The organism is Pollutimonas bauzanensis (assembly GCF_040393045.1).
Lineage (GTDB): Bacteria > Pseudomonadota > Gammaproteobacteria > Burkholderiales > Burkholderiaceae_B > Pollutimonas > Pollutimonas bauzanensis_A.
The window spans coordinates 1-23,728 of the sequence record NZ_JBEBUX010000036.1 but is presented as its reverse complement, the minus strand read 5'-3'; the positions used below and the strand labels follow the sequence as shown (position 1 = coordinate 23,728).

The following is a 23,728-nucleotide window of genomic DNA, read 5'->3' as shown; positions in this document are numbered from 1 at the left end:
CGCAATAGAGGAGACATCATGAAATCGAAAAAAAGTTTTTTTGCCAGTTGTTTTGCTGCCGCAGGAATTTTGTGGACTGCCCAGGCCGGCGCAGTTGAAATGGTCATCACCAGCGAGATTCCTAACGCAACAAATCCTAGCCCATATATTGCCCAGTTTATTACCGAAGTCGCTAAAAGGACGAATGACGAAGTTCAAGGGAAATATTTCCCAGCTGCACAACTGTATAACGATCGCGAAGGCCTGGCTGCGATAGGCACCGGTTCCGTGCATATGGTTTGGCCAGTGTCGTCCCGTCTGGAATCCATCGATGTGCGCACCGGCATCATCAGTCTGCCGTTCACCATGTCGGAGAAAGAAATGACGAATAAATGCTTTGCCGAAGGGTTCAGGAAACAGATCTCCGGATATCTGGAACCGAAAGGCATGGAAATTCTCGGCTTTCTTCGTACTGCCGATCTGATCTACATCATGCGTAATACCGATGTGAAGAGCATCAATGAGCTCAAGGGTAAAAAAATTCGGATTGTAGGTGGTCAGCTAATGCTGGATGCCATGCGCTCTATCGACGCCAGCCCCATTTCGATGTCCGCTTCTGAAATGTCCGCGGCGTTGTCGCAGGGCGCTATCGACGGTGTCATGACGTCCCCGGCTGGCTGGGTCGACGTACTCGGAAATACTGCAAAATTCGGTACCTATGTACCGGGAATGGCGCTGGCAACCTCTGCGGTGGTCGTCGATAAAGCATGGCTGGATGGCTTGCCAGCAGCGCATCGCAAAGTCATACAAGAAGTGCTTGATGAAATTATCGAACGCCAATGGAAGGAAACCGTTACCAAGGATCAGCAACTGATAAAGCAAATGGTCGATCAGGGTGGTACTTACCGGACCATGGAGCCTGCTGAGGTGAAGCAGATTGAAGAGCGCTTTGTTGCGGCAAATGCTCCTTTCCTTAAGAAACATGTGGAGGTCGTAAGAAACGTCGAAGGCTTGAAGAAGGAGTGCTTGAGCGATGCCAGCTGACACTCACGTAGCTGTTTTGGATAAGGGCATGGGGCAAGGTCTTTACACGAACAGATCTCGGGCCAAAAGCCTAGATATCACTCGCCTTGGCCTGATGTCCAGGTTGATTCTTGCGATCGCGACAGCAATGGCCCTGACGGCGACTTGCATTATGGTTGTTGAAGGTCTGAGCCGCTTCTTCCTGAACGTGAGTTATTTCTGGGCCGAGGAATCGGTTCGTTACCTGATGGTCTGGGCGATTTTCCTGACGCTTGGTATTGCCGGCTTTCGTCAATACCACATACGCACAGAACTGCTCGTTCAACGGCTCCCAGAATGGCTGCAGAAGGCTTGCTGGGTGCTCTCGAGCGCAGCGGGCATGGCTTTTGCCGCCATTGTGGGCTACGCCTCTATCGCGCAGGTGCAGCGTTACTACACGATGAATATGTTGTCCGAATCAAACCTTCAAATGCCGATGTGGATCATTTTCCTCGCCATGCCGATCGGCGCAATGCTGTTGTTCGTGTACTACGCCTGGGCTGCAGCCTACGCACTTTGCGGAGTCGATCCTTTCATGCCCAGTGTATCGTCTGCAGGTGACGACGTGGTGCTAGAGGCCGCCCGAGGAGCACAACTATGACGTTGCTACTTTCTGTTGGGGGCTTGCTGGCTATGCTGGCCCTGGGCTTTCACGCGGCCATCGTCATGGGGCTCGTTTCAAGCGGCCTGGTTTTCTCAATGGATAACGTGCCAATCACGGTAATCGCACAAACGGCGTTCCGGTCTATCGACAGCTACCCGCTCATGGCTATTCCCATGTTCGTGCTGATGGGCAACGTGATGATGCGAGGCAATATTGTCGAAGTGATTATCGAGCTTATTGGCAGCATCGTGCGCTGCATCCGCGGCGGGCTTGCTGTCACGGTGATGTTGTCCTGCGTGTTTTTTGCTGCTGTTTCGGGCTCCAGCGTTGGATCTTCAGCCGCGATTGGCGCAGCGGCAGTCGACGGACTAAAGCGCGAATCGTACCCGCCGCGCTTTTCTGCGGCTCTGGTGGCGGTTGGTGGAACCTTAGGCCTGATGATTCCTCCGTCTCTCGGTTTCATCCTCATCGGTTCTATCGTGGGCATACCCGTTGATAAACTGTTTATCGCCGGCGTAATACCTGGCCTGATGGAGGCCGCGCTATTGTTGATGACGACAGTTTTTCTGGCGCGAAAGAATGGGTATGGTTCTACGACTCACAAACCTGATTTCAAGGGGTTTGCCAAACGGCTTCCGGGGGCTGGTGGCGCATTGTCGATGCCAGTGCTGATCTTCGGAAGCATCTACCTTGGGATTTTTACGCCTACGGAAGTATCTGCCGTCGCAGCAGCGTATGCCGTTATCTTGTGCACGCTGGTTTATCGCACAATGAATCTCGGGGCAGTATGGAGCGCAGCGCAAGACTCCATCCTGCAAACTGCAATGATTTTTGCAGTGGTCATGGGCGGTAGCCTTCTTGGGTTCGTCCTGGCGCGCATGGGCGCTACATCATCGCTTATCGGGCTAATGGAAAGCTTGGAGATGACTCCATGGCAATTCCTGATTCTGGCCAATATTGTGCTGCTTGTATTGGGAATGTTCCTGGATGGCGTCGCTATGATTGTTCTGACGGCACCTTTGTTATTTCCAATGGCAATACACCTTGGCATTAATCCCATCCACTTCGCAGTAATCATGGTGGCTAATGTCGAGATTGCAACGCTCACACCGCCAATCGGCTTGAATCTCTTTGTTATGAGCGGCATCGCCAAGATCCCGCTTGAAGAGGTCGTCAAAGGCGTGATGCCGTTCTACTTTACGCGGTTGTTGTGTCTGGGTTTGATTACTTTTGTACCTGCCATTTCTTTGGTGCTTTTATAGTCGTGTGAGGTCAGGTGATTGAGTATTCCGATAGAGGTATGAGGCTGACTAAATAAACTGCCCCGCAAAGTTGAACAGCGACTTTGCGGGTTTTTTGTTCGGCCCCGTTATTTCCCCTTAGTCAATTGCGTGTGACTGGTAATCAGGTTGCGGTAGTCGGGAATATGGTTTGAGAACAGTGCGCCCAGACCTTCCACATCATTTCGCCAGTCGCGATGCAATTCGCAGGCGACACCGAACCAGCTCATCAACTGAGCACCGGCGCAAGACATGCGATCCCATGCTGCTTGGCGCGTCATTTCATTGAAGGTCCCCGACGCATCGGTGACGACGAAGACTTCGTAGCCTTGTTCGATGGCAGACAGCGCCGGGAAGGCGACGCAGACTTCGGTTACCACCCCGGCGATCAGCAGTTGTTTCTTGCCGGTGGCCTTGATCGCCTTCACAAAATCCTTGTTATCCCAGGCATTGATCTGGCCAGGCCGTGCGATATAGGGCGCATCGGGGAACTGGGCCTTAAGTTCGGGTACCAGCGGGCCATTCGGGCCTTCCTCGAAGCTGGTGGTCAGTATGGTTGGCAACTTGAAGTAGCTGGCAATATCGGCGAGCGCCAGCACATTGTTCTTGAACTTATCGGGGTCAATGTCTCGCACCAGAGACAGCAGGCCTGTCTGATGATCTACAAGCAGTACAGCAACGTTGTCTTTGTCTAGGCGAGTGTATTTAGGCTTGGTCATGGATTTTTCCTTGAGCGGTCTAACGAGATACCCGTGAGGTGGGAACCGATGCTTGAATGTGTTCACGTCGGCTAGAGTAAATATAAACGCTTTGCCTATTATTGGTCGCTATTTACATTCAGGGCCGTTTCCGGCGTCGCCAGTCAGAGAGGAGCGCAGGGCTGCCTGGAGTGACCACGGGTTGCCTGCATCATTGATTAAGGTGTAGGTCAACGCATTCGTATTTGGCAGGCGGGTAGTCAAGGGTAATGCCAAGTTGCCAAATGGCGCGACCATGTCGCCATCGACTTTTTGGCCGCCAATTTCCATGCCGCTAATTGTCAGATTCCAAGGGGTGGGATTATGAATACACAGGCTATCGCCCGTCCGCGTAAATGTTAGTTTGGACAAATCCTCTTCTTGGGGGGCGTCCAGGGTTCCGCGGCGTATGAAAACCTTTAGGCGTATGCGTATTGGCAGGATCAGGCGCTGTTTATCCTGCTGCTGTGTAATGGGCGGCATTTGGTAAACGTTTAGCCAAAATATGCTTTCCCGATCAGTGGGTAGTTGTTTCGGATCGGCAATAAGCAGGCGAACGTTACGCTGCTCGTTAGCTTCCAGCCGGAACATGGGCGGCAATAGCACCAGCGGACTGATGATCTTGTCAGGCGGCACGGTGGGGTCGCCCTTATCGATCCAAAGCTGAACCAGCGCCGGCTGCGTTGCTGAATTGTTGACCAGATTGAATGTGACCACATTGGAGGCGTTCGGTATCACGACGCGGGTGCGGTCAATATTCACCACGGCGAGGGCATGGGGTGAGGGTAGCGCCAGCAGGCACCCAAGCAGGATGCTACTGAAGGCTGACCAGAACTTGCAGCTGCGCATTGACTGTCCCCGGTGTTACTGTTTGATTGCCAATTTTCCCCAACGATGCGATGAAGCTTCCGGTATATAGATTGTTGCCGCTACCGTCTTCGCCGGATAGATTCGTGAGCGCATCGTAGCCGTACCATCCGTTGGCGTTTCCTGTGTTTGCCGCGCCCTGATGGGCACTGATGCTAGTGCTTAATAAATTGATTGGGCTGCCCGTTTTTGCGCTGTGGATTGTAATGCCGACGCCCGATGCGACTCCGCTGGAGCCGTAATGGGTGTCAAGCAAGGTCGTTATGCCGGTTGAACCGCTTGTTAAACCCAGGTTTCTTGCTGCAGATACCGCTGATGCGTTGTTGACAAGGAAGCCCATAGCGACCTGCCTGGCCTTTTGTATGGAAGCAGTACCTGCTGTGGCGAAGCTTTCGCAAATTAATGTGATGTCGAAGGCGGATTGAGTGCTTTCGCCATTTTCCAAATCGGTCGTGTTTGCGGTGGGAAGCAGCACGACAGAGGGGTAGTCTTGTATCGCACAGATAGCGCCACGGATGAAGGTTATCGCGCTATTGGTTAAGCCCCAGCCGCTCGGCCAGGCGCTATACCACCCGTGATAGTTCGTTAAATGATCGGCTCCTTCGTATAGCCCCTGTGATAAGCCGCCACCTTGAAATGCGATGTAGCCTAATGGCTGGGACCATGCCCAGGTATATATCTCAACTTCAGATGCGAAAACAGCTGTTCCTGTAATTTTGAATAGTTCAATCGTAACGTCGCTGAAGGCGCTCGCAGGAACATAGATATAAGTACCATCGCTATATAGATCGTCGGGGTTAAGCATTCGTTTTTTCCAGTAACGACTATAGTGTTCCCCGGTAGCCGTGTTTGTAAGGCGGAATGCGACATTGCGCACATAGGAGTAGTAAGCGTCTTCGACTTCGTTCGTGATGTGTTTGCCTGCGTATGGACTATCTCCGTTAGTAGAGTAGTACTCGTACAGACTGCCTGCATTGCCTAGGTTGCAGCGAAAAAGAATTTGATTGGGTTCATAGGGCGTTTTGCTTGCGCCTGTAAGAAAGCTGACGGTCGAGCTAGCGAGCAACGTTCCGGACGGCTGAAATGAACTCGTGTCGCTAAGCGATATCGTATGCGGTAATCCCGTGGGACCCACGTTTAGATCAGCAGCGCCAGACCATGGTTTAGCGGTATAACCGGCAGCCTTTGCCGCTGCCGATAGGTACGCGGGAGATCCTATTGCAATACAACCAGTCCCTGCCGCAGGAAACGCGATGAAACATAACAGCAAACAAAGAAAGTGCTTCATTATTGTTCTCCGCAAGGCAGCTCAAGGGTGGCAATACCTTCTGCCGATGCCTGGCTAAGATCCCAATTGATCGTGCATGATTCGTGCTTGGCTGTCCCCCAGAGCACACGAAGCGAGCCGGAATCTGAAGGCAGTCGCGCATAGATTTGCCCCCCTTGCCCAACCAGGCCCAACGAGTTTCCGCTTTCATCAACGACATCCGCACCCATCGGCAATTGAGTGCCATCGCGCAACGCCGTTGTAATGAGCGTTGCCCGTCCGTGGGTGGTGGCGAAACGCACGCCAACCAGGGCGCCCGCATAGGGCACTACACGTTGACTGCTTGATTCCAGCTCCGTGTCCAGGCTCATGCTGCCGCTATCCAAACCAACGTGGTTGTATCGGTACGGGGTTAGTGAAGGTAGCAGCGCATAGCCAGAACGGCCTATGGTGGCACCGCGACCATTTTGTATGGTTGCGCCTTGTGCGCCTTTTGCCTCGACCAGGGCGAATGTGTCGTTGGCCCAGGGCCCTGCCGTGACTCCCCCGCTGTGCAGCACCAGGGTTCCGTTGGTGCCGACCGTGTACTGACGACTATTGTCGCTCCTGGCGTAGCTGGCCCGCAGCGCGCCGAACCTGGTGTCGCGTTGCAGTGAGCCACCCCAACTATTTGCACCATAGGAAGCCTCGTTGTCGCTATAGCGGTTGCGATTCCCATTGAGCGACCAGGAAAGAGAATTGGTTTCGCCTGCGGTGCCCGAAAGTGACAATGACATGTCGGTGTTGTTTCGCGCTTTACTACTGCTGACCATTGCGTTCGTGCGGCTACCTCCCCAATCAAGAGGGATAGACAATGATACAAAAATGATATTGTCTGTATAGCGCCCCTGGCTCGTCTCGCTAGGTAAATCAAGGTCTGAAAAATAAAATTTCTGGGATGAGCGTTGCGTGGCTTGCCGTGTGGCGGTGACATTCAAAGTAACGCTACGCCACGCTTTGCTGTAGTTAAGTTGATATTGCGTGTCGCGATTGCGCTGGCCATAGTAGTCGGCCTTGCTGGCGCTGACGGACAACGACCCGTACCTGCCCATGTCCTGGTTCATTGATAGTGACAACCGGTTGCGTTGCTTCAAGGTGTCGGAAAAGTAGATTGTTTCGCTGGTGGATGCGGCCCGTTCCCCTAATACGTCCTCGAGGCCCCGGAAGTTTTCGGTCGAGAAACGATAGGCGGCCAGCATGACATTGGTGCCAGTGGTGAAAGATTTGCTATAGCTGGCTTCCGCCCGCCAGCCGCTGTTGTTGCTGCCGTTGGGCGCCTTTGCATGCGACCATGTTGCGTTCAACCCCATGGCGCCTACCGGGGTAGACAGTACGCCGCCGGCAAGCACCGCCGTGTAGCTGTCCCCCAGCCTTAGGCCAGCGTTTCCAGTCAATAGGTTATTGACGCCATATTGAAGCGTGCCTTCTATAAACTGGTTGTTGGTATCCGAGTAACCCCGAACTTTTCCGGCTGATAATGAATAGCCCCAGGTGCCTGCGCGCATCGAGTTGGCGATTTGTGAAAACGGGACTGTAAAGCGGGACGTAATACCGTCGCTGCCAACGACCTCGACTTGCAGGTCGCCTTGAAACCTGGTGTCGTAAAGATCATCGATTACAAAAGCGCCTGGGGGCACCGATGTTTCATAGATTATCTTGTCTTGTTGCCGCACCACCACGCGGGACGCCGTGTTGGCGATGCCACTGACAACTGGGGCGTAGCCTTGTCGTGCCTGGGGCCACATACGCCGGTCGGTTGCAAGTTTCACGCCGTTAAAGGAAAGGCTGCCGAACAGGCTTGCATCAGTGTAGGCGTTACCCAACGTCAACTGGCTTTCAATCGAGGGCAGTGCGCGGCTTACCCAGGTTCGGGCGTTTTGCCAACGCCATTGCGAAGGCTGCCCCGATCGGCTTAGGTAATGCATGCTCGACTGGTTGTGCAACTGCCATGGCCCAAAATTGATACCGCCATTCAGAGAGCTCCAGGCATAGTTATAGCTACTGCTGCCGTACGATGAGTGGTAGTAATTAGTGTTGTGGCGTACCCATAAGGCGGTAATGCCTTGATCCCATTCGGAATGGGGAATAAACCCCTTGGGTACGCGAAGCAGGAACTTTTGAGGTATTAAAAAGTCCAGGCTTAACTTGCTTGAGTCATACTTCCAGCTACCCTGTATGTCCGGCAATTTGAATGGAGCACAGGCAGTCACCGTCTTGTTCATGGCAATATTCTCGCGCTTAATCTGTAGCAGGTTAAGCAGTGCCGTATTGAAGCAAGGCTGGATTTTACCGTCGGCGTCTACGAATCGAATCGCCACCCCTGAGCCGACGAGGGTACCGTTCAGGCTGATATCCAATATCATTTCACCCAAGTCGGGCTGCATTTCATCAGACAGGGGACGGTTGAATTTATCAATACTGGATCCGAACGGGGACCCCGCAAGCAGGCTGGGATCGAAGAACCATTCCTCAGCATTTTCGGCCTGACAGTTACCCATGCTTAGCGCAATCGGTAACGGCGATACGCAAAGGATGCGCAGCAGCGCTTTTGGCGCGTATTGAATGGGTTTAAGAAGAGAGGGAAACCACATAGTCGTGTGTTATTGCGCCGCCTTGATCATTGACCATCTGGATGCTTACGGTGATGCTTTCGTCAGGGTTAAGTCGTGCCTTGGGGAAGGCCCAGGTGTGGCTTGAGAAAGGCATAACCATGTCAGTGGCTTTTACTTTCCACTGTTGCGTTCCTTGGGTTAGCGTGATGGTGGCGATTGAAGCGAACCAAGGGTTAGGGTTGTCGACGGTGACCTGATAACCCGCTTTATTTATTACGGATACGGCTAACGATGCAGCATGGCCTTGGGGTCTGACTGGCAAATTGGCGGGACGATAGAACAGCTTGACCCGGTTGCGTAACAGGATCACCAGCGCATTATTTTTGCCTGGCTGCGCATCGCCCATGTTGGCCGGAGGTATTTGCAGGAAGTTGAAATAGAATACGGATTCCCGGTCCTGGGGAAGCGTACCCTTGTCGCCGGTATAAACGATGCGTAGCAATTGACTGCTTTGTGGCGCCATCCGGAGCATGGGCGGAGTAACCGAGAAGGGAGCCTTACCTGTTTGTGGCGAGGAATCGGGATCGCCGTCATCGAACCAGGATTGAACTACATATGGGATGGCTTCTGGGTTGCGTAGTTGTACGTCGGTGCTTTTGGCTGCGGCGGGGTAAATGACCCTATTGCCCGTCATGGTTATGCTTGCATTAGCGACTGGCGATATAACTAGCAGCAACGATACAAACATGCATAACAGCCTGGTTTTTGCCTGCTGCACGGCATTATCCTTAACTTTGAACGTGATGGTGGAGTGCATGCGCCCTATGTGTTGGCGCATGCATCGCGGCGGCACGGATGAGTGCGCCGCTTTATTCATCGGTATAGGATTTATAGATAGCTAACTGCGTACTGCAGTGATGCTCGAACTTTACCGACGGTAGTCCCGCCTGTGGAACGGTATTGCACGAAGTACTTCGAGGAACCGGAAGTTTGACTGGGGTCCGATATCAGATCTTTCGTGCCGTAAAACACTTGGTTAAAGTCGATTGGTGTTGATTCGTCATTTTCCAGCACCTCTAGCACCACGTTTGTAGCCTTATCGGCTGAGGTGTCGGAGTTGCCCAGGTAGCCATCAAGAGTGACGTTGTTGCCTACTAACACTGTAGAGACACCGGTACTGGTAAGGTCGGCGCAGTCCGTCACGGTTATTTCGAATGCGGTACGGCCCGCGACGTCAGTAGCGGAGGATAATTCTGCAGCGCTGACCGTTGGTAATAATATTGACGCAGACCCTGAGCCATTGACGGAGACGTTGCATGTTTGGTTTGCAACTTGACCGTAGAAGGTGATGGTGTTGTCCGAAGCCGAGGCTTGAAACGTTACGGCCGAGGCTGCAATCGCCAGAAGCCAAGTGGTTGTTTTCATCTTGATAATCCATTAAAAAAAAATGTGACGGTTCCTTCCAGCTTTTGCTAGATTTATGAAGTACCTCCGTGAACCGACAAGGGGGGGCGATACTTTGATACGGGTTTGGCCAATTCGAATTCCATTTCATTGATATGAATAGAATGGCGGATTGGCATAGAGTTAGTGCCTTCGTGAGGCACTGGGGGTTTTTAGCTTCACTCTTGCTGCCCGGCAGCGGCGGGCGAGTGGCTTCAACTTATGGGTGTAAGTTGATTACTACTTTTGGTCATTTGCTAACAAGGCGAAATTATATTGGCACCAATTGTTACTCATATTGACAAAAATCAATAGTTGCTATTCGGTTGGCTTGGGCAGTTGCGTTCGGTGCCTTAGCCGTAGTCTGAACGTACTAGCAGACACTCCATACGATAGGCCTTAGAATGGCCTATCCATTTAACGGAGACCGGTACTCATGACATCAGTTGCCCGCCACGAATCGTCTGCAGAAATGAACGTTCCCGCCAATATGCACCATGAAAGGCTCAAGGCCTGGGTAGAAGATATTGCCGCGCTTACCCAGCCCGATCGTATTGAGTGGTGCGACGGTTCGCAGGAAGAGTACGACAGGCTGTGCGAACTCATGGTCAAGGCCGGTACTTTGCGTCGGCTGAATCCTGAAAAGCGCCCGAACTCGTATCTGGCCTGGTCCAGCCCCAGCGATGTGGCGCGTGTAGAAGACCGCACCTTTATTTGCTCGCAAAAAAAAGAAGACGCTGGCCCTACCAATAACTGGACCGAGCCGGCCACGATGCGGAAAACGCTGGGTGGTTTGTTTGCAGGATGCATGCGCGGGCGCACTTTATATGTCATCCCTTTTTCGATGGGGCCTCTGGGCTCTCCCATTGCGCATATCGGCGTAGAACTGTCCGACTCTCCCTATGTGGTGGTCAATATGCGTCTTATGACGCGCATGGGCAGCAAAGTGTATGACGTGCTGGGTACGGACGGCGATTTCGTGCCTTGCGTGCATTCCGTAGGCATGCCGCTGGTTGAAGGGCAGGCCGATGTGGCCTGGCCCTGCAACGATACGAAGTACATCGTGCACTATCCCGAAGATCGCGAAATCTGGTCGTTTGGCTCTGGTTATGGCGGGAATGCACTGCTGGGTAAAAAGTGTTTTGCGTTGCGCATTGCCTCGGTCATGGGGCGCGACGAGGGCTGGCTGGCTGAGCACATGCTGGTGCTAGGCGTAACGTCCCCGGAAGGGAAGAAAATGCATGTGGCGGCGGCATTCCCGTCTGCTTGCGGCAAGACCAACTTTGCCATGCTGATTCCACCGGCCTCCTTGCCTGGGTGGAAAGTCACCACGATTGGCGACGATATTGCCTGGATCAAGCCGGGCGCTGATGGCCGCTTGTATGCGATCAACCCCGAAGCTGGCTATTTTGGTGTTGCTCCTGGCACCAGCGAGGAAACCAACTTTAATTGCATGGCTTCGCTACGCGCCAATGTGTTGTTTACGAACGTTGCGCTAACCGACGAAGGGGACGTGTGGTGGGAGGGTATGGGGCCTGCTCCCGAGCATTGCATCGATTGGCAAGGCAACGATTGGACGCCGGGTTGCGGGCGCAAGGCAGCCCACCCGAATGCCCGGTTTACCGTTGCCGCAGTCCAGAACCCGGCGATAGATCCCGAATGGGACAATCCCGAGGGTGTGGCTATTGACGCTTTTATTGTTGGTGGGCGCCGTTCCGATACGGTTCCTTTGGTAACCGAAGCGCGTAATTGGCTTGAAGGCGTTTATATGGCGGCCACAATGGGTTCGGAGACCACCGCCGCAGCTGCCGGCGCTCAAGGGGTGGTGCGCCGCGATCCCTTTGCCATGCTGCCTTTCTGCGGCTACAACATGGCCTCTTACTTTGAGCATTGGCTGAAACTGGGGCAACGGATTCAGGCGGCTGGTGCCACCCCTCCGCGTATTTTCTGCGTTAACTGGTTCCAGACCGATGACGATGGCAAGTTTATCTGGCCAGGGTTTGGTGAGAACATGCGTGTTCTAAAGTGGATGCTTGAGCGTATCCAAGGTCAAGCGCAAGGCCAGGAGATTTTGTTTGGCATTACTCCTCGCTACGAGGACATCAACTGGGACGGGCTGTCATTCAGCGCGGATAAATACGAGCGTATTACGGCAATTGACCCCGTCGCGTGGCATAAAGAACTGGACTTGCATGCAGCGCTTTTCGATAAACTTCAGCATGGTTTGCCGCCCGCGTTGAGCGATGTTCAGAACCAGTTAAGTGCACGCCTAAAAGCGTGATTTTTACATTTTTATATTAGGGTAAATAAGCATATTCTGCCATTTTCGCGCAATTGTCTTCAAAATAGGGTATGTTAGTGGTTGGTCTGGGGTTTATTTGAAATATATAACCATCAATATTCCCCAGTTCGAAGTCGCATCAAACGACGATAGTTTTTGATTGTGAGGCTAGTATGCTTGTAAAACCACGTACGCCAACCCCGTTTCGACCGTTGCAAACGGATACCCAACAGCTCATCAATGAAGAGCGGGCAAAACAGGCGTCAGCCAAACGCATTATCAGCATGAGCGGCGTGGGCAACGAACGCTACGGAAAAAAGCATACCAAGTCGCCAAGCTGACAGGCGTTAACCGATAGACGTTAAAATAAGGGGCTTGGCCCCTTTGATTCTGTTTTAACGACTATGACTACCTTCCTGATTGCAGCGTTGTACAAGTTTGTTCACCTGCCCGACTTTGAAGCACTGCAGGCCCCTTTGCTGGCATGCTGCGAAGCCAACGAGGTGAAAGGCACGCTGCTTTTGGCTGAAGAGGGCATTAACGGCACCATCGCCGGCCCATCGTACGGCATCGCCGCCGTCCTTGATTATTTGCGTAGCGATAGTCGTTTGGCTACCCTGGTTCACAAAGAATCATCCGCAGAAAAAATGCCCTTCTATCGTATGAAGGTCAAGCTCAAGCGCGAAATTGTCACGATGGGTGTGCCCAATGTACAGGCAGAGTCCATGGCCGGCACCTATGTGGCGCCGCAAGACTGGAATGCGCTTATCGATGATCCGGATGTCGTTGTGGTCGATACTCGTAACGACTACGAAGTGTCTATTGGTACGTTCAATAGGGCGGTCAATCCGCAAACCGCAAGCTTCACCGAATTCCCGCAGTGGGTAAAAGAGCAGTCGGCCGAAGGCGGGCTGTTGCATAACAAGCCGCGAGTGGCCATGTTTTGCACGGGGGGCATACGCTGCGAAAAATCCACAGCCTATATGCGCACTCTGGGATTTGACGAGGTCTACCATCTTGAGGGCGGTATCTTGAAGTACCTGGAAACTGTACCCGCTGAACAAAGTCGCTGGAATGGCGAGTGTTTTGTTTTCGACGAGCGCGTGTCCGTATTGCATGGCCTGGAGCCAGGCCATTACGAGTTTTGTCGGGCCTGTCGTTTGCCATTAAGTGCCGATGACAAGTCTTCCGTACATTTCATAGAAGGGGTTAGCTGCCCCCACTGCCACGACAAACACACCGACGAACAAAAGGCGCGTTTTGCTGAACGGCAGAAGCAGGTTGAACTGGCCAGGCAGCGCGAAGAAAGGCACATCGGCGTGCGGGTTGAAGTGAAAAAAGCAGCCAAGGAAAAGGCCGATGCCGAAGCCGAGGCGCTCAGGCAGCAGCAATTGGCTACCAAGAAAGCCAGTTTCAAATAGCAAGGGCCAGGCACCAATGGCGCAGCTTCCCGTTCTTTATTCTTTCCGTCGTTGCCCTTATGCCATGCGGGCGCGGTTGGCCATAGCTGCCAGTCATATAAGATGCGAATTGCGGGAAGTCTTGTTGCGCGATAAGCCGCAAGCATTGCGGAATGCTTCGCCCAAGGCTACCGTTCCCGTGCTGGTGGATACCGATGGTACGGTAATCGAACAGAGCCTGGACATTATGTTATGGGCTTTGCAGCAAAGAGACCCCGACGGCTGGTTGTCGCCTTCCCAGGGAACTATGGCCGCCATGCTGGCGTTAATAGGGGAATGCGATGGCCCTTTCAAATACCAGCTCGATCACTACAAATATCCGCAGCGATATAACGAGACATCAGGCGACGCGTATCGGGACCAAGCGGCAATATGGCTGATGCAATTGAATGCGCGCCTCGAGGGGTCGTGTTTTTTGTTTGGCGACAGGCCCGCCTTGGCAGATATGGCGATTGCGCCGTTTGTAAGACAATTTGCCCATACAGATATTGGCTGGTTCGGCAGCCAGTCCTGGCCAAGGCTTCAGGAGTGGTTGGACGCCTGGTTGAAGGGCGGGCTCTTTGAACGGGTAATGCTCAAATATCCCCGCTGGGTAGATGGCGGCAGTGGAAACAGCTTTCCGCCAGCCGCCTGAAAACCGCTATTCCATGCCTGCTACGATAGTCGAGAATCCGCCATCAACGTGGGTTATTTCGCCGGTGATGCCTGCAGCCAGATCCGACATCATGAATGCGGCTACGTTGCCGACGTCTTCGATGGTGACGTTGCGGCGCAGAGGCGCATTGGCTTCAACGAACTTAAAGATAGCAGAGAAGTCTTTAATGCCGCTGGCTGCAAGGGTTTTGATGGGACCAGCCGATATACCGTTGGCGCGTATGCCCATGGGGCCGAGGGCGGATGCCAGGTAGCGTACGCTGGCTTCGAGCGATGCCTTGGCCAAGCCCATGGTGTTGTAATGGGGGACGACTTTTTCCGCGCCTAGATAGGTTAGCGTCAGCACCGAGCTATTACGGCCTTTCAGCATAGGCAACGCCGCCTTGGCTAGTGCGGGAAAGCTGTAGACCGAGATATCGTGGGCGATGCGAAAAGCGTCGCGGGACAGGCCGTCCAGCAGGTTGCCTTCCAGCGCTTCGCGCGGCGCAAAGCCAATTGAATGAACCAGCCCATCAAGGCCGTCCCAGCGCTTTTGCAATTCGACGAAAGTATTGTCGATTTGTTCGTCTTCGGCGACGTCGCAAGGAATGACAATATCGCTGCCCAATTCGGCAGCAAAGCCGGTGACGCGGTCTTTGAAGCGTTCGCCCACGTAAGTAAAGGCCAGTTCAGCGCCTTGCTGCTTACACGCGCGCGCGATACCGTAGGCAATCGACCGGTTCGATATTACGCCTGTGATGAGAATGCGTTTTCCGTTCAGGAAACCCATGTGATAGATCCTTTTTTCTTAATATGAGAGTTAGCCGCGAATATTTGTTCCGGGAACACGCAGCCGCTCGCCTCGGGCTAGTTTATTGCCTTTGAGGTTATTCAGTTTGCGTAATGCGTCAACCGATGTGCTGTACTTTTTCGCCAAGGAAAATAGCGTGTCGCCGCTTTTAACGGTGTGTGTACGTACATTGGCCTTGCGGCGCAGCACGACGACATCTTTGTTGCCGCGACGTGAGGGCGTAGATTTGGCCGCGGTGTCGGTGCTGTCGGGCACTTCGAGAGAGGCCAGCTGTATGCTGCCGCCGGCGCCTGCTGCCGGAACTAGAAGCGTTTGCGCTACAGCTTTTGTAGATTTTCTGCTCAGGCCGTTAATGGCGCGAAGCTGCGCTACGCTGATGCCGTATTGCTTGGCGATGGTGACATAGGACTCGCCCGATTTGCTTTTGTAGGTTTGCCACGAACTGAGCTTGCCTTTGTAGGCTTCGAGATTGGCATTGAAGATATCGACCCGGTTGGTGGGCAGCAGCAGCGGAGTCTGGTGTTCGGCAAGAATAATGGGCCGATTGAACGAGGCGTTAAGCGATTTGAATTCATCCAGCGGCATTTCAGCCAGCTGGGCGGCTAGCGCGATGTCGATATCGTCGGTTTTCTCGACCTTGGTAAAGTAGGGCGTATTGCTGACTTCAGGCAGGGTTATGCCGTATTTCTTGGGATTGGCAATGATGTTTTTGATAGCCTGCAGCTTCGGTACATAATTACGCGTTTCTTCTGGCATCCTGATGGATGCGTAGTCGGCTGGTATACCTGCGCTGGCATTTTTTTCCATTGCACGCTTGACCGAGCCTTCGCCCCAGTTGTAAGAGGCCAGAGCAAGATACCAGTCGCCCTGGAAGTCGTACAGATACGACAGGTAGTCTAGTGCGGCGTTGGTGGAGGCGACGGGGTCGCGGCGCTGATCGCGCCAGGCATCTTGCGCAAGGTTGTAGTGCAAGCCAGTGCTGGGAATGAATTGCCACAGGCCCGAAGCCTTGGCGCGCGAATATGCCGTGGGGTTGTAGGCGCTTTCCACGAAAGGCAGCAAGGCAAGTTCGGTGGGAAGGCCGCGGCGGTCGAGTTCGTCGACGATGTGATACAGGTACTTGCCGGCGCGCTTGCTCATGAGCAGAACGGACTCGGGATGCGACGCGTAGTAATTGGTCCAGCGTTCCGTCAGGTCATTTTCCAGATTGGGTATGGCAAACCCGCGCCGCACCCGATCCCACATATCGCGTGGCGGGTGAGTAAGATCTATGGTGCGCGAGGTTTCGGCGGCAGAATAAGATTTCTTCGACGATGCGTATGGGTTTTCAGGGGTATTGGTGGCGCATCCGGCCAAGACTGCTACGATAAGCAGAATGAATAGTCGTAAGCAGTTCATCGGCAATTCATTTAAAGTTATTCTTCCATTCGCGCAAACAGGCAAAAACGGCTACGGCTGAATCCAGCGGCTTGCCCGCATAACGGGAGGCGGCATTTGAGACTGCAGCTTGCGAGGTTCGAAAAAAAGGGTTGGTCTGGATCTCGGCATCTATGGTGGACGGCAAAGTAGGGACACCTTCTGAACGAAGTTGCGACATAGCTTCCCACCGTTGTTGCAAAGCGAGATTACCGGGTTCTACTTGAAGCGCCCACCGTAAGTTGGCTAAAGTGTACTCGTGGCCGCAACAAACAAGTGTATCTGCCGGTAAAGCCTGTAGTTTACCCAGAGAATTCACCATTTGTGTTGGTGTGCCTTCAAATAATCGACCGCATCCCGCTGCAAATAAGGTGTCGCCACAAAAAACCAAGGGTTTTCCCGTGGCCGATTGACCGTAATAGGCAATATGCCCGGCAGTGTGCCCGGGGATGTCTAATACGTTCAACGTAAGGCCAACGCCGGGCAATTGTACCGTATCGCCTTCCGCCAGCCTGTGGTCGCAGACAGGCAATGTTTCGGAGGCAGGGCCATAGACGGCGGCACCCGTTCGCTGTTGTAATGCGATGGCGCCGCCGACGTGGTCGGCGTGGTGATGAGTCAGTAAAATAGCGTCAAGGACGAGATTGTGTTGATCCAGCATTGCTGCGACAGGGGCGGATTGCCCGGGATCCACTACGACGGCATGGCCGTTGTGGCTTACCATCCAGATGTAGTTGTCGGATAGCGCGGGTATCGGGATAAGTTCAGTATTTACCATAAAGCCACAGGAGTTGATGTGCTGGCGGACCAACCTCTTATTGTAGAGCTTGCTGAATGGCTGGGCACACCGCCCGGTCAGTATGCGCAAGCGTGGGAACAAAAGCAGATTGATGGCATGGTTGCCAATGTGTTTGGTTATCATGCCATACAAATCGGCCTGCCGCATTGGGACTTATTGCGGGCTAATCGCATTTCATTCAAGGGGCGTACCGGCGTATTTTTCGATAATGCAGGCGAGCAGGGCGCTACCGTACTCGCAGATCCCGAAAATATGCCGTTCGATACGCAAAGCATTGACTTGCTGGTGCTGCCCCATGTCCTTGAGTGCTCTAATGCACCACATCAAATTTTGCGCGAAGCCGAGCGAGTATTGATGCCTGAAGGGCGTGTCGTGATTTCAGGCTTGAACCCCTGGAGCCTTTGGGGGGGGCGCGACCGTATTCCTGGACTCGATCCATTAATGCCGGTTCCCGCGCATATGCAAGTGTCGCTGGCGCGCCTGAAAGATTGGTTCAAGCTTTTGTCCTTTGAGTTGGACAGGGGACGTTTCGGTTGCTATGCACCGCCATGCTTGAACAAGACGTGGCTGGATCGCTGGTCCTTTATGGAGGCGGCAGGCGATCGCTGGTGGCCGGTGTGCGGCGCTGTGTATGTGGTGTCGGCGGTAAAGCGGGTGACGGGCATGCGCCTGGTCGGTCCCACATGGAAAACCGCCAAGAAACGGGTGCGAGGGCAGGCAGTTGTTACGGGGCGCCAATCGGGCCTGGAAATTTAATTATTTTTTTATCTATTGCTACTGCGTGCGCAGCCTATATTAATGAATAGCAGTCAAGTTGAAATCTGGACCGATGGCGCCTGCAAGGGCAATCCCGGTCTTGGCGGATGGGGCGCCTTGCTGCGCCAAGGCCGTCACGAAAAAATCCTGTATGGCGGCGAGCCCGACACAACCAATAACCGTATGGAACTAATGGCGGTGATTCAGGCGCTCAAGGCGCTGAAGCGGCGTTGTGATGTGGTGGTGCATACCGATTCCCAATATGTTTTGAAAGGTATGAGTGAATGGATAGTCAACTGGAAGAGACGCGGATGGCGCACGGCCGACAAGAAGCCGGTCAAGAACGCAGACCTATGGCAAGAGCTTGACGCGCTGGGCGAGCAGCACACGCTGACCTGGCGCTGGGTGCGCGGGCACACCGGGGACCCTGGAAACGAGCGCGCCGATGAATTGGCCAATATGGGAGTGGATCAGGCCCGGACCCTTTTGCGCAATAAAAGCCTGTGATGACAAGCTCTCCGATGCTACAGTCACAAATTGTGTCAATAATTTAGCTATTTCGATGAAAAACTCCACGATAACTTTTGCGCTGATTCTTGCCGCAGGCATTACATTGGGCGCGGGCGGTTACCGATGGCTGGCCGGGCGCGATGCGTTGACTCCTCAGCAAGCGCCTGCTGCCGCTGTAAACGCATCGGCAAGTTCAGAGAAAAGTATTAACGTGGAAATTGCGCCCGTTGAGCGCGTGACATGGGCGCGGGGGGTAGCTGCAGTAGGCAGTCTGCGATCCGAGAACTCCGTCATGTTGCGCCCCGAGGTCACCGGCCGTATTGCCGAGATCAATTTTGTCGAGGGCGGCAAGGTCAGCAAAGGTCAGGTGTTGGTCCGCCTGGACGATAGCGTAGACAAGGCGCAATTGCAGCAGGCGCAGGCCAATTTGAATCTGGCCAACAGCCAGTACCGCCGTGCCGCGGAATTAAGCAAACAAGGCTTTATCAGCAAGCAGGGCCGCGATGAGGCCGCCAGCCAATTGCAGGTGCAACAGGCTGCTGCCGCACTTGCCAAGGCCCATCTTGATAAAACGGCAATACGTGCGCCATTTGATGGCTTGATTGGTTTGCGGAATGTATCGGTAGGGGATTACGTAAGCCCCGGTATCGACCTCGTGCCTATCGAATCTATCGATCCGCTTAAAGTGGATTTTCGCGTTCCCGAACAGTTTTTAGGGCAGGTGCGCGAGGGAATAAAGCTGGACTTGCGTTTTGATGCCTTGCCTGGCCAGGTGCGTGAAGGCGTGGTGGGCGCGATCAGCCCACTGATCGACGTGGGTGGGCGTTCTATTTTGCTGCGCGCCGATGTGCCAAATGCCGATGGCACTTTACGCCCCGGCATGTTTGCACGCGTGCAACTGCAGTTTGCCGATGACAAAGCCTTGGTTGTGCCAGAAACCGCCCTTGCGCCGTCGGGCGAGTCTCAATATATATTTCGCGTTGAGCAAGGACGAGTAAAGCGTATAGCGGTTGGTGTGGGCCAGCGGCGGGCCGGCAAGGTGGAAATCCTTAACGGCTTGCAAGAGGGAGACCAGGTCGTGGTTTCAGGTTTGCAGAAAGTGTCCGACGGCGCTGCCGTTCAAGTGTTGCCGCTCGCTCAAAAGCCAGCGGCGTCCTGAATCCGGGGGCCCCATGGTTCTTTCAGAAATTTGCATCAAGCGCCCGGTATTTGCGACGGTCTTGTCACTTATCATTGTTTTGGTCGGCCTGATTTCCTATCAGCGCCTGACAGTGCGCGAATATCCCGCCATTGACGAGCCGGTGGTGTCGGTGGTGACGGTCTACAAGGGCGCGTCGCCCGAAGTGATTGAGTCGCAAGTGACCAAACCGCTGGAAGACCAGTTGGCGGGTATTGAAGGGGTCGATGTCATGACCTCGCGCAGCCGGTCAGAGCGCAGCCTTATCAATATCAAGTTCAATCTGTCGCGTGATCCCGATGCGGCGGCGGCCGAAGTGCGGGACAAGGTATCGCGGGCGCGTCGCTTTCTGCCCGACGAAATCGACGAACCCATTATCAGCAAAGTCGAAGCCGACTCCACCCCTATTATTTATATCGGCGTCGAGGCGGGCGATTATTCCCCGCTGCAGGCGTCCGACTACATTAATCGCTACGTAAAGACGCGCTTATCCGTGCTGCCGGGGGCTGCCGAGGTTAGGGTGTTTGGCGAACGCCTGCCGTCCATGCGCATTTATGTCGATCGCGCCAAGCTGGGTGCTTACGGGCTGATCGTTCAGGATGTCGAGGCCGCGCTGCTGCAGCAGAACGTGCTGATACCGGCAGGGCGCATCGAATCTAAAGATCGTGAGTTTTCGGTAGTGTCGTCGACTGATCTGCAAACCACAGACCAGTTCAAACGGGTCATCGTAGCCAACGTAAACGGCTATCCCGTGCGGCTGAGCGACGTGGCCGATGTACAAATCGGCGCTGCCGACGACAGGGTGCTGGCCCGTTTTAACGGCCAGCCTAGCCTGAGCATAGGGATTACCAAGCAATCCACGGCCAATCCGCTGGACTTGTCGAAAGAAGCGCATAAGGAAGTTGCACTTATCAATGAAAACCTGCCTTCGGGCATGAAGTTGAGCATTGCCTATGACAGTTCGGTTTTCATCCAGGAGTCCATCAAGTCGGTGTACCACACGGTAGGCGAGGCTATTCTTCTGGTGGTGCTGGTTATCTTCTTTTTCTTGCGCAACCTGCGCGCCAGCCTGATTCCTATTGTGACCATTCCAGTGTCGCTGATCGGCGCATGCGGGATCATGTATTTGTTTGGCTTTTCTATCAACACGCTGACGCTGCTGGCGATGGTGCTGGCGATCGGTCTGGTGGTGGATGACGCCATCGTTGTGCTCGAAAATATCTTCCGGCATATCGAAGAAGGCAAGACGCGCCTGGAGGCGGCGTTCCTGGGATCCAAGGAAATCGGCTTTGCCGTGGTGGCGATGACGCTGACCCTGGTTGCCGTGTATGCGCCTTTGGCGTTTGCAACGGGCCGTACAGGGCGCCTGTTTATCGAGTTTGCATTGACTTTGGCTAGCGCCGTGCTGGTGTCGGGGTTTGTGGCACTGACGCTCACCCCTATGATGTGTTCCGTTTTGCTGCGTCACGAAGTGAGCCATGGGCGTATCTACACCTTTATTGAAAATCTGTTGCAGGGTTTGACCAGGCGTTATCGCAGTGGCCTTGGCATGGCGTTGCGCCACAGGATGATTGTGCTGTTTTTGGGGTTGGTTGTTGCTGCCGGCAGCGTGGTGTTGTTTAAGACCGTGAAAAGCGAGTTAGCGCCAATTGAGGATCGCGGCGTTGTGTTCGGGGTCGTCAACGGGCCCGAAGGCTCGACTTTGGACTACACCCTGGAAAGCGTGAAGAAAATCGAAGGGTTTTATGATGCGATTCCCGAGGCAAGCGGCCACCAGACGATTATCGGCTTCCCGACCGTAACGGATTCATTTGCAATTTTGCGTCTTAAACCGTGGGATCAGCGCGAACGCTCTCAACAAAGCATTGCCATGGCTTTGCAGCCCAAGTTCGATGCATTGCCAGGCGTGCGGGCATTTCCCACGAACCCGCCCTCGTTGGGCGAGCGGGCCACATCCAAGCCGATTGATTTTGTCATCATGAGCCAGGCTACATACCCCGAAATGGCCAAGCTGGTGAGCGGGTTTGTTGATAAATTGCGCGGCTATCCGGGCTTGCAGAATATCGATACCGACTTGCGCTTGAATACGCCGGAACTGCGCGTGGTCGTCAGCCGCGATAAGCTGGCCGACGTTGGCATCGATGTGGGTGATGTGGGCCGTACGCTGGAGTCTATGCTGGGCGGTCGCCAGGTAACGCGTTTCCAGGACACCGGTGAGCAGTACGACGTTATCGTGCAGGTCAAGAAGGAAGACCGCGCCGACCCGACCGATATCTCGGATATTTATCTGCGCACCAAAGAAGGCAGTATGGTGCAAATGTCGAACTTTGTGAACGTATCCGAAAGCGTTTCGCCGCAGTCGCTGAACCACTTTAACCGCTTGCGAGCGGTCAAGGTGCAGGCAGCCATCGCTCCCGGTTATGCGCTGGGTGAAGTGCTCGAACACATGAACCAAGTTGCGCGTGACACCTTGCCTCACACGGTGCAAACCGATCTGGACGGGCAATCACGCGAGTTCCGTGATTCCTCTGGCAGCATCTACCTGGTGTTCATGATGGCGCTGGCCTTCATCTACCTGGTGCTTGCCGCCCAGTTTGAAAGCTGGCGCAACCCCTTGATCATCATGTTCTCGGTACCCCTGTCCATGACCGGGGCCTTGCTGGCTTTATGGTTATCGGGCGGCACCTTATCCATCTATAGTCAGATCGGCCTGATCACCCTGGTGGGGTTGATCACCAAGCACGGTATTCTTATCGTCGAGTTCGCCACACAACTGCGGGCCGAAGGCGTCGAGCTTTACGAGGCGGTGACCGAAGCCAGCGTATTGCGCTTGCGTCCTATACTTATGACTACGGGCGCCATGGTACTGGGGGTTTTGCCGCTGGCTTATGCGACCGGCGCCGGTGCCGAATCACGCCAGCAAATTGGTTGGGTGCTGGTCGGGGGGTTAAGCTTGGGAACACTGCTGACGCTATTCGTCGTGCCGGTGGCCTATACGCTGATCGCTCGCAAGACGAAAGTGCAGGGTGCCCAGGAAACCGCCGAGCTGCCGCTAGTGTTGGATTGATTCCAGCGTAGTTGTACCGTTGTTATTTGCAGTAAAGAACAAACAGGATAGTTATGCGTCAAATTATGCTTGATACGGAAACCACCGGCCTGGACCCTGTGCGGGGCCACCGGGTGGTTGAGCTTGCGTGTGTGGAAATGGTCAACCGCACTCTTACAGGGCGGCACTTGCATCTGTACTTGAACCCCGACCGGGACAGCGACCCCGAAGCGCTGGCCATACACGGGCTGACTACCGATTTCCTGTCCGGCCACCCACGCTTCGAAGAAGTGGCGCACCAGTTGGTCGACTACGTCAAAGATGCCGAAGTCATCATTCATAACGCAGCGTTTGATACCAAGTTCCTGACGGCAGAGTTGGCGCGGGTAGGTTTGCCACCGTTCGACCAACTTTGCGCCAAAGTCACAGACTCCTTGCTGTACGCGCGTGAACTGCACCCAGGCAAGCGCAATTCGCTTGATGCTCTGTGCGAACGCTACGGCATTTCAAACGCCCATCGAACCCTGCACGGGGCCTTGCTTGACTCGGAGTTGCTGGCGGATGTCTGGGTAGCCATGACGCGAGGCCAGGATGCCTTGTTGATGGACTTCGAAGACGATAACGGCATGGATGCCAATGGCGTAAGGCTGGAAAGGTTCGATGCTTCGGTGTTGAAAGTGCTGGCGGCCAGCGAAGAGGAGTTACAGCAGCACGGGGAATATTTGGCCGAACTGGATAAGGCGGCAGGAAAACCTTGCTTGTGGCGGGCTATAGAGGCGTAACTTAGTGTACAATTCTTGCCTTCGCAGTTGGTAGTAATGCAGCCGTGCTTGCAGCATGGCGCAACCCCAGCTTCGGGCGGTTAACTCAGTGGTAGAGTGCCACCTTCACACGGTGGAAGTCACAAGTTCGAACCTTGTACCGCCCACCAAAATTTCTATATTGCAAACCCGCATGGCTGTGACAGTAGCCGATGAGCTGATCCGGTTGTCGGTAGCTACACCGCGCA

At 54.1% G+C, this 23,728-nt stretch carries 21 protein-coding genes and 1 tRNA gene; 13 read left to right on the top strand and 9 right to left on the bottom strand.

Going from position 1 to position 23,728, the window contains the following annotated elements; translation table 11 throughout:
• Positions 1-18 precede the first annotated feature (18 nt).
• From dctP to ABWO67_RS07745, 3 genes are read left to right on the top strand one after another with little or no spacing between them, the layout of a single operon-like run.
• Entirely contained in the window at positions 19-1,023 is a 1,005-nt protein-coding gene (dctP, locus tag ABWO67_RS07755; protein WP_353149905.1) for a TRAP transporter substrate-binding protein DctP, read from the top strand.
• Positions 1,013-1,642 (top strand): TRAP transporter small permease, encoded by a 630-nt coding sequence (locus ABWO67_RS07750; RefSeq protein ID WP_353149903.1) that lies wholly within the window; start codon positions 1,013-1,015, stop codon positions 1,640-1,642. Before dctP ends, ABWO67_RS07750 begins: the two co-directional genes overlap by 11 nt.
• Positions 1,639-2,907 (top strand): TRAP transporter large permease, encoded by a 1,269-nt coding sequence (locus ABWO67_RS07745; protein WP_353149901.1) that lies wholly within the window; start codon positions 1,639-1,641, stop codon positions 2,905-2,907. Before ABWO67_RS07750 ends, ABWO67_RS07745 begins: the two co-directional genes overlap by 4 nt.
• Before the next feature lie 107 nt (positions 2,908-3,014).
• Here ABWO67_RS07745 and ycaC read toward each other — a convergent pair whose 3' ends face one another.
• The 6 genes from ycaC to ABWO67_RS07715 form a co-directional block, all read right to left on the bottom strand.
• Positions 3,015-3,644, bottom strand: coding sequence for an isochorismate family cysteine hydrolase YcaC (gene ycaC, locus ABWO67_RS07740; RefSeq protein WP_353149898.1), 630 nt, complete (start codon positions 3,642-3,644; stop codon positions 3,015-3,017).
• 108 nt (positions 3,645-3,752) lie between these two features.
• Positions 3,753-4,511, bottom strand: coding sequence for a fimbrial biogenesis chaperone (locus ABWO67_RS07735; protein ID WP_353149895.1), 759 nt, complete (start codon positions 4,509-4,511; stop codon positions 3,753-3,755).
• On the bottom strand, positions 4,477-5,817 hold the full coding sequence (gene stbD / locus ABWO67_RS07730; RefSeq protein WP_353149892.1) for a fimbrial usher protein StbD: 1,341 nt from the start codon (positions 5,815-5,817) through the stop codon (positions 4,477-4,479). The genes ABWO67_RS07735 and stbD overlap by 35 nt, the downstream gene beginning before the upstream one ends.
• Positions 5,817-8,333, bottom strand: coding sequence for a fimbrial outer membrane usher protein (locus ABWO67_RS07725; RefSeq protein WP_353149889.1), 2,517 nt, complete (start codon positions 8,331-8,333; stop codon positions 5,817-5,819). Before ABWO67_RS07725 ends, stbD begins: the two co-directional genes overlap by 1 nt.
• Positions 8,334-8,403: 70 nt before the next feature.
• Entirely contained in the window at positions 8,404-9,081 is a 678-nt protein-coding gene (locus ABWO67_RS07720) for a fimbria/pilus periplasmic chaperone (RefSeq protein WP_353149886.1), read from the bottom strand.
• Positions 9,082-9,275: 194 nt separating this feature from the next.
• On the bottom strand, positions 9,276-9,812 hold the full coding sequence (locus tag ABWO67_RS07715; RefSeq protein ID WP_353149883.1) for a fimbrial protein: 537 nt from the start codon (positions 9,810-9,812) through the stop codon (positions 9,276-9,278).
• Positions 9,813-10,266: 454 nt separating this feature from the next.
• Between ABWO67_RS07715 and ABWO67_RS07710 the strand changes: the two genes are divergently transcribed.
• The 4 genes from ABWO67_RS07710 to ABWO67_RS07695 all read left to right on the top strand — a co-directional run bounded on the left by ABWO67_RS07710 (position 10,267) and on the right by ABWO67_RS07695 (position 14,205).
• Positions 10,267-12,111 (top strand): phosphoenolpyruvate carboxykinase (GTP), encoded by a 1,845-nt coding sequence (locus ABWO67_RS07710; RefSeq protein ID WP_353149881.1) that lies wholly within the window; start codon positions 10,267-10,269, stop codon positions 12,109-12,111.
• 173 nt (positions 12,112-12,284) lie between these two features.
• Positions 12,285-12,452, top strand: a complete 168-nt coding sequence (locus ABWO67_RS07705) for a hypothetical protein (protein WP_165874997.1) — start codon at positions 12,285-12,287, stop codon at positions 12,450-12,452.
• A 63-nt stretch (positions 12,453-12,515) separates the two neighbouring features.
• Positions 12,516-13,532 (top strand): oxygen-dependent tRNA uridine(34) hydroxylase TrhO, encoded by a 1,017-nt coding sequence (gene trhO / locus ABWO67_RS07700; protein WP_353149878.1) that lies wholly within the window; start codon positions 12,516-12,518, stop codon positions 13,530-13,532.
• A 16-nt stretch (positions 13,533-13,548) separates the two neighbouring features.
• Positions 13,549-14,205 (top strand): glutathione S-transferase, encoded by a 657-nt coding sequence (locus tag ABWO67_RS07695; protein ID WP_353149877.1) that lies wholly within the window; start codon positions 13,549-13,551, stop codon positions 14,203-14,205.
• 6 nt (positions 14,206-14,211) lie between these two features.
• On the opposite strand, the gene fabI is transcribed toward ABWO67_RS07695, so the two are convergent.
• Genes fabI through gloB form a run of 3 tightly spaced genes read right to left on the bottom strand, consistent with a single transcriptional unit; the run spans position 14,212 to position 17,209 of the window.
• Positions 14,212-14,994 (bottom strand): enoyl-ACP reductase FabI, encoded by a 783-nt coding sequence (gene fabI, locus ABWO67_RS07690; RefSeq protein ID WP_353149875.1) that lies wholly within the window; start codon positions 14,992-14,994, stop codon positions 14,212-14,214.
• Between the two features lie 30 nt (positions 14,995-15,024).
• A complete protein-coding gene (locus tag ABWO67_RS07685; protein WP_353149873.1) occupies positions 15,025-16,413 on the bottom strand; it encodes a transglycosylase SLT domain-containing protein in 1,389 nt (462 codons plus the stop codon).
• Positions 16,414-16,420: 7 nt separating this feature from the next.
• Positions 16,421-17,209, bottom strand: coding sequence for a hydroxyacylglutathione hydrolase (gene gloB, locus ABWO67_RS07680; protein ID WP_353149870.1), 789 nt, complete (start codon positions 17,207-17,209; stop codon positions 16,421-16,423).
• Between the two features lie 18 nt (positions 17,210-17,227).
• Here gloB and ABWO67_RS07675 point away from each other — a divergent pair, with 18 nt between their 5' ends.
• From ABWO67_RS07675 to ABWO67_RS07650, 6 genes are all read left to right on the top strand, one after another.
• Positions 17,228-17,986, top strand: coding sequence for a methyltransferase domain-containing protein (locus ABWO67_RS07675; RefSeq protein ID WP_353149867.1), 759 nt, complete (start codon positions 17,228-17,230; stop codon positions 17,984-17,986).
• A gap of 42 nt (positions 17,987-18,028) precedes the next feature.
• Positions 18,029-18,493 carry a ribonuclease HI gene (rnhA, locus tag ABWO67_RS07670; protein WP_353149864.1) on the top strand — a complete coding sequence of 155 codons (465 nt, stop codon included), beginning with the start codon at positions 18,029-18,031 and terminating at the stop codon, positions 18,491-18,493.
• Between the two features lie 55 nt (positions 18,494-18,548).
• Positions 18,549-19,655: an efflux RND transporter periplasmic adaptor subunit gene (locus tag ABWO67_RS07665; RefSeq protein WP_353149861.1), complete on the top strand. Its 1,107-nt coding sequence runs from the start codon at positions 18,549-18,551 to the stop codon at positions 19,653-19,655.
• Between the two features lie 13 nt (positions 19,656-19,668).
• Positions 19,669-22,740: an efflux RND transporter permease subunit gene (locus tag ABWO67_RS07660; protein ID WP_353149859.1), complete on the top strand. Its 3,072-nt coding sequence runs from the start codon at positions 19,669-19,671 to the stop codon at positions 22,738-22,740.
• A gap of 53 nt (positions 22,741-22,793) precedes the next feature.
• Positions 22,794-23,501: a DNA polymerase III subunit epsilon gene (gene dnaQ / locus ABWO67_RS07655; protein ID WP_353149856.1), complete on the top strand. Its 708-nt coding sequence runs from the start codon at positions 22,794-22,796 to the stop codon at positions 23,499-23,501.
• Between the two features lie 74 nt (positions 23,502-23,575).
• A tRNA-Val gene (locus tag ABWO67_RS07650) sits at positions 23,576-23,650 on the top strand.
• Positions 23,651-23,728: the final 78 nt, after the last annotated feature.

Excerpts from the sequence above, each read along its gene's own strand:
- dctP (WP_353149905.1), top strand. The coding sequence starts at position 19 with ATGAAATCGAAAAAAAGTTTTTTTGCCAGTTGTTTTGCTGCCGCAGGA.
- ABWO67_RS07750 (WP_353149903.1), top strand. The coding sequence starts at position 1,013 with ATGCCAGCTGACACTCACGTAGCTGTTTTGGATAAGGGCATGGGGCAA.
- ABWO67_RS07745 (WP_353149901.1), top strand. The coding sequence starts at position 1,639 with ATGACGTTGCTACTTTCTGTTGGGGGCTTGCTGGCTATGCTGGCCCTG.
- ycaC (WP_353149898.1), bottom strand. The coding sequence starts at position 3,644 with ATGACCAAGCCTAAATACACTCGCCTAGACAAAGACAACGTTGCTGTA.
- ABWO67_RS07735 (WP_353149895.1), bottom strand. The coding sequence starts at position 4,511 with ATGCGCAGCTGCAAGTTCTGGTCAGCCTTCAGTAGCATCCTGCTTGGG.
- stbD (WP_353149892.1), bottom strand. The coding sequence starts at position 5,817 with ATGAAGCACTTTCTTTGTTTGCTGTTATGTTTCATCGCGTTTCCTGCG.
- ABWO67_RS07725 (WP_353149889.1), bottom strand. The coding sequence starts at position 8,333 with ATGGGTAACTGTCAGGCCGAAAATGCTGAGGAATGGTTCTTCGATCCC.
- ABWO67_RS07720 (WP_353149886.1), bottom strand. The coding sequence starts at position 9,081 with ATGACGGGCAATAGGGTCATTTACCCCGCCGCAGCCAAAAGCACCGAC.
- ABWO67_RS07715 (WP_353149883.1), bottom strand. The coding sequence starts at position 9,812 with ATGAAAACAACCACTTGGCTTCTGGCGATTGCAGCCTCGGCCGTAACG.
- ABWO67_RS07710 (WP_353149881.1), top strand. The coding sequence starts at position 10,267 with ATGACATCAGTTGCCCGCCACGAATCGTCTGCAGAAATGAACGTTCCC.
- ABWO67_RS07705 (WP_165874997.1), top strand. The coding sequence starts at position 12,285 with ATGCTTGTAAAACCACGTACGCCAACCCCGTTTCGACCGTTGCAAACG.
- trhO (WP_353149878.1), top strand. The coding sequence starts at position 12,516 with ATGACTACCTTCCTGATTGCAGCGTTGTACAAGTTTGTTCACCTGCCC.
- ABWO67_RS07695 (WP_353149877.1), top strand. The coding sequence starts at position 13,549 with ATGGCGCAGCTTCCCGTTCTTTATTCTTTCCGTCGTTGCCCTTATGCC.
- fabI (WP_353149875.1), bottom strand. The coding sequence starts at position 14,994 with ATGGGTTTCCTGAACGGAAAACGCATTCTCATCACAGGCGTAATATCG.
- ABWO67_RS07685 (WP_353149873.1), bottom strand. The coding sequence starts at position 16,413 with ATGAACTGCTTACGACTATTCATTCTGCTTATCGTAGCAGTCTTGGCC.
- gloB (WP_353149870.1), bottom strand. The coding sequence starts at position 17,209 with ATGGTAAATACTGAACTTATCCCGATACCCGCGCTATCCGACAACTAC.
- rnhA (WP_353149864.1), top strand. The coding sequence starts at position 18,029 with ATGAATAGCAGTCAAGTTGAAATCTGGACCGATGGCGCCTGCAAGGGC.
- ABWO67_RS07665 (WP_353149861.1), top strand. The coding sequence starts at position 18,549 with ATGAAAAACTCCACGATAACTTTTGCGCTGATTCTTGCCGCAGGCATT.
- ABWO67_RS07660 (WP_353149859.1), top strand. The coding sequence starts at position 19,669 with ATGGTTCTTTCAGAAATTTGCATCAAGCGCCCGGTATTTGCGACGGTC.
- dnaQ (WP_353149856.1), top strand. The coding sequence starts at position 22,794 with ATGCGTCAAATTATGCTTGATACGGAAACCACCGGCCTGGACCCTGTG.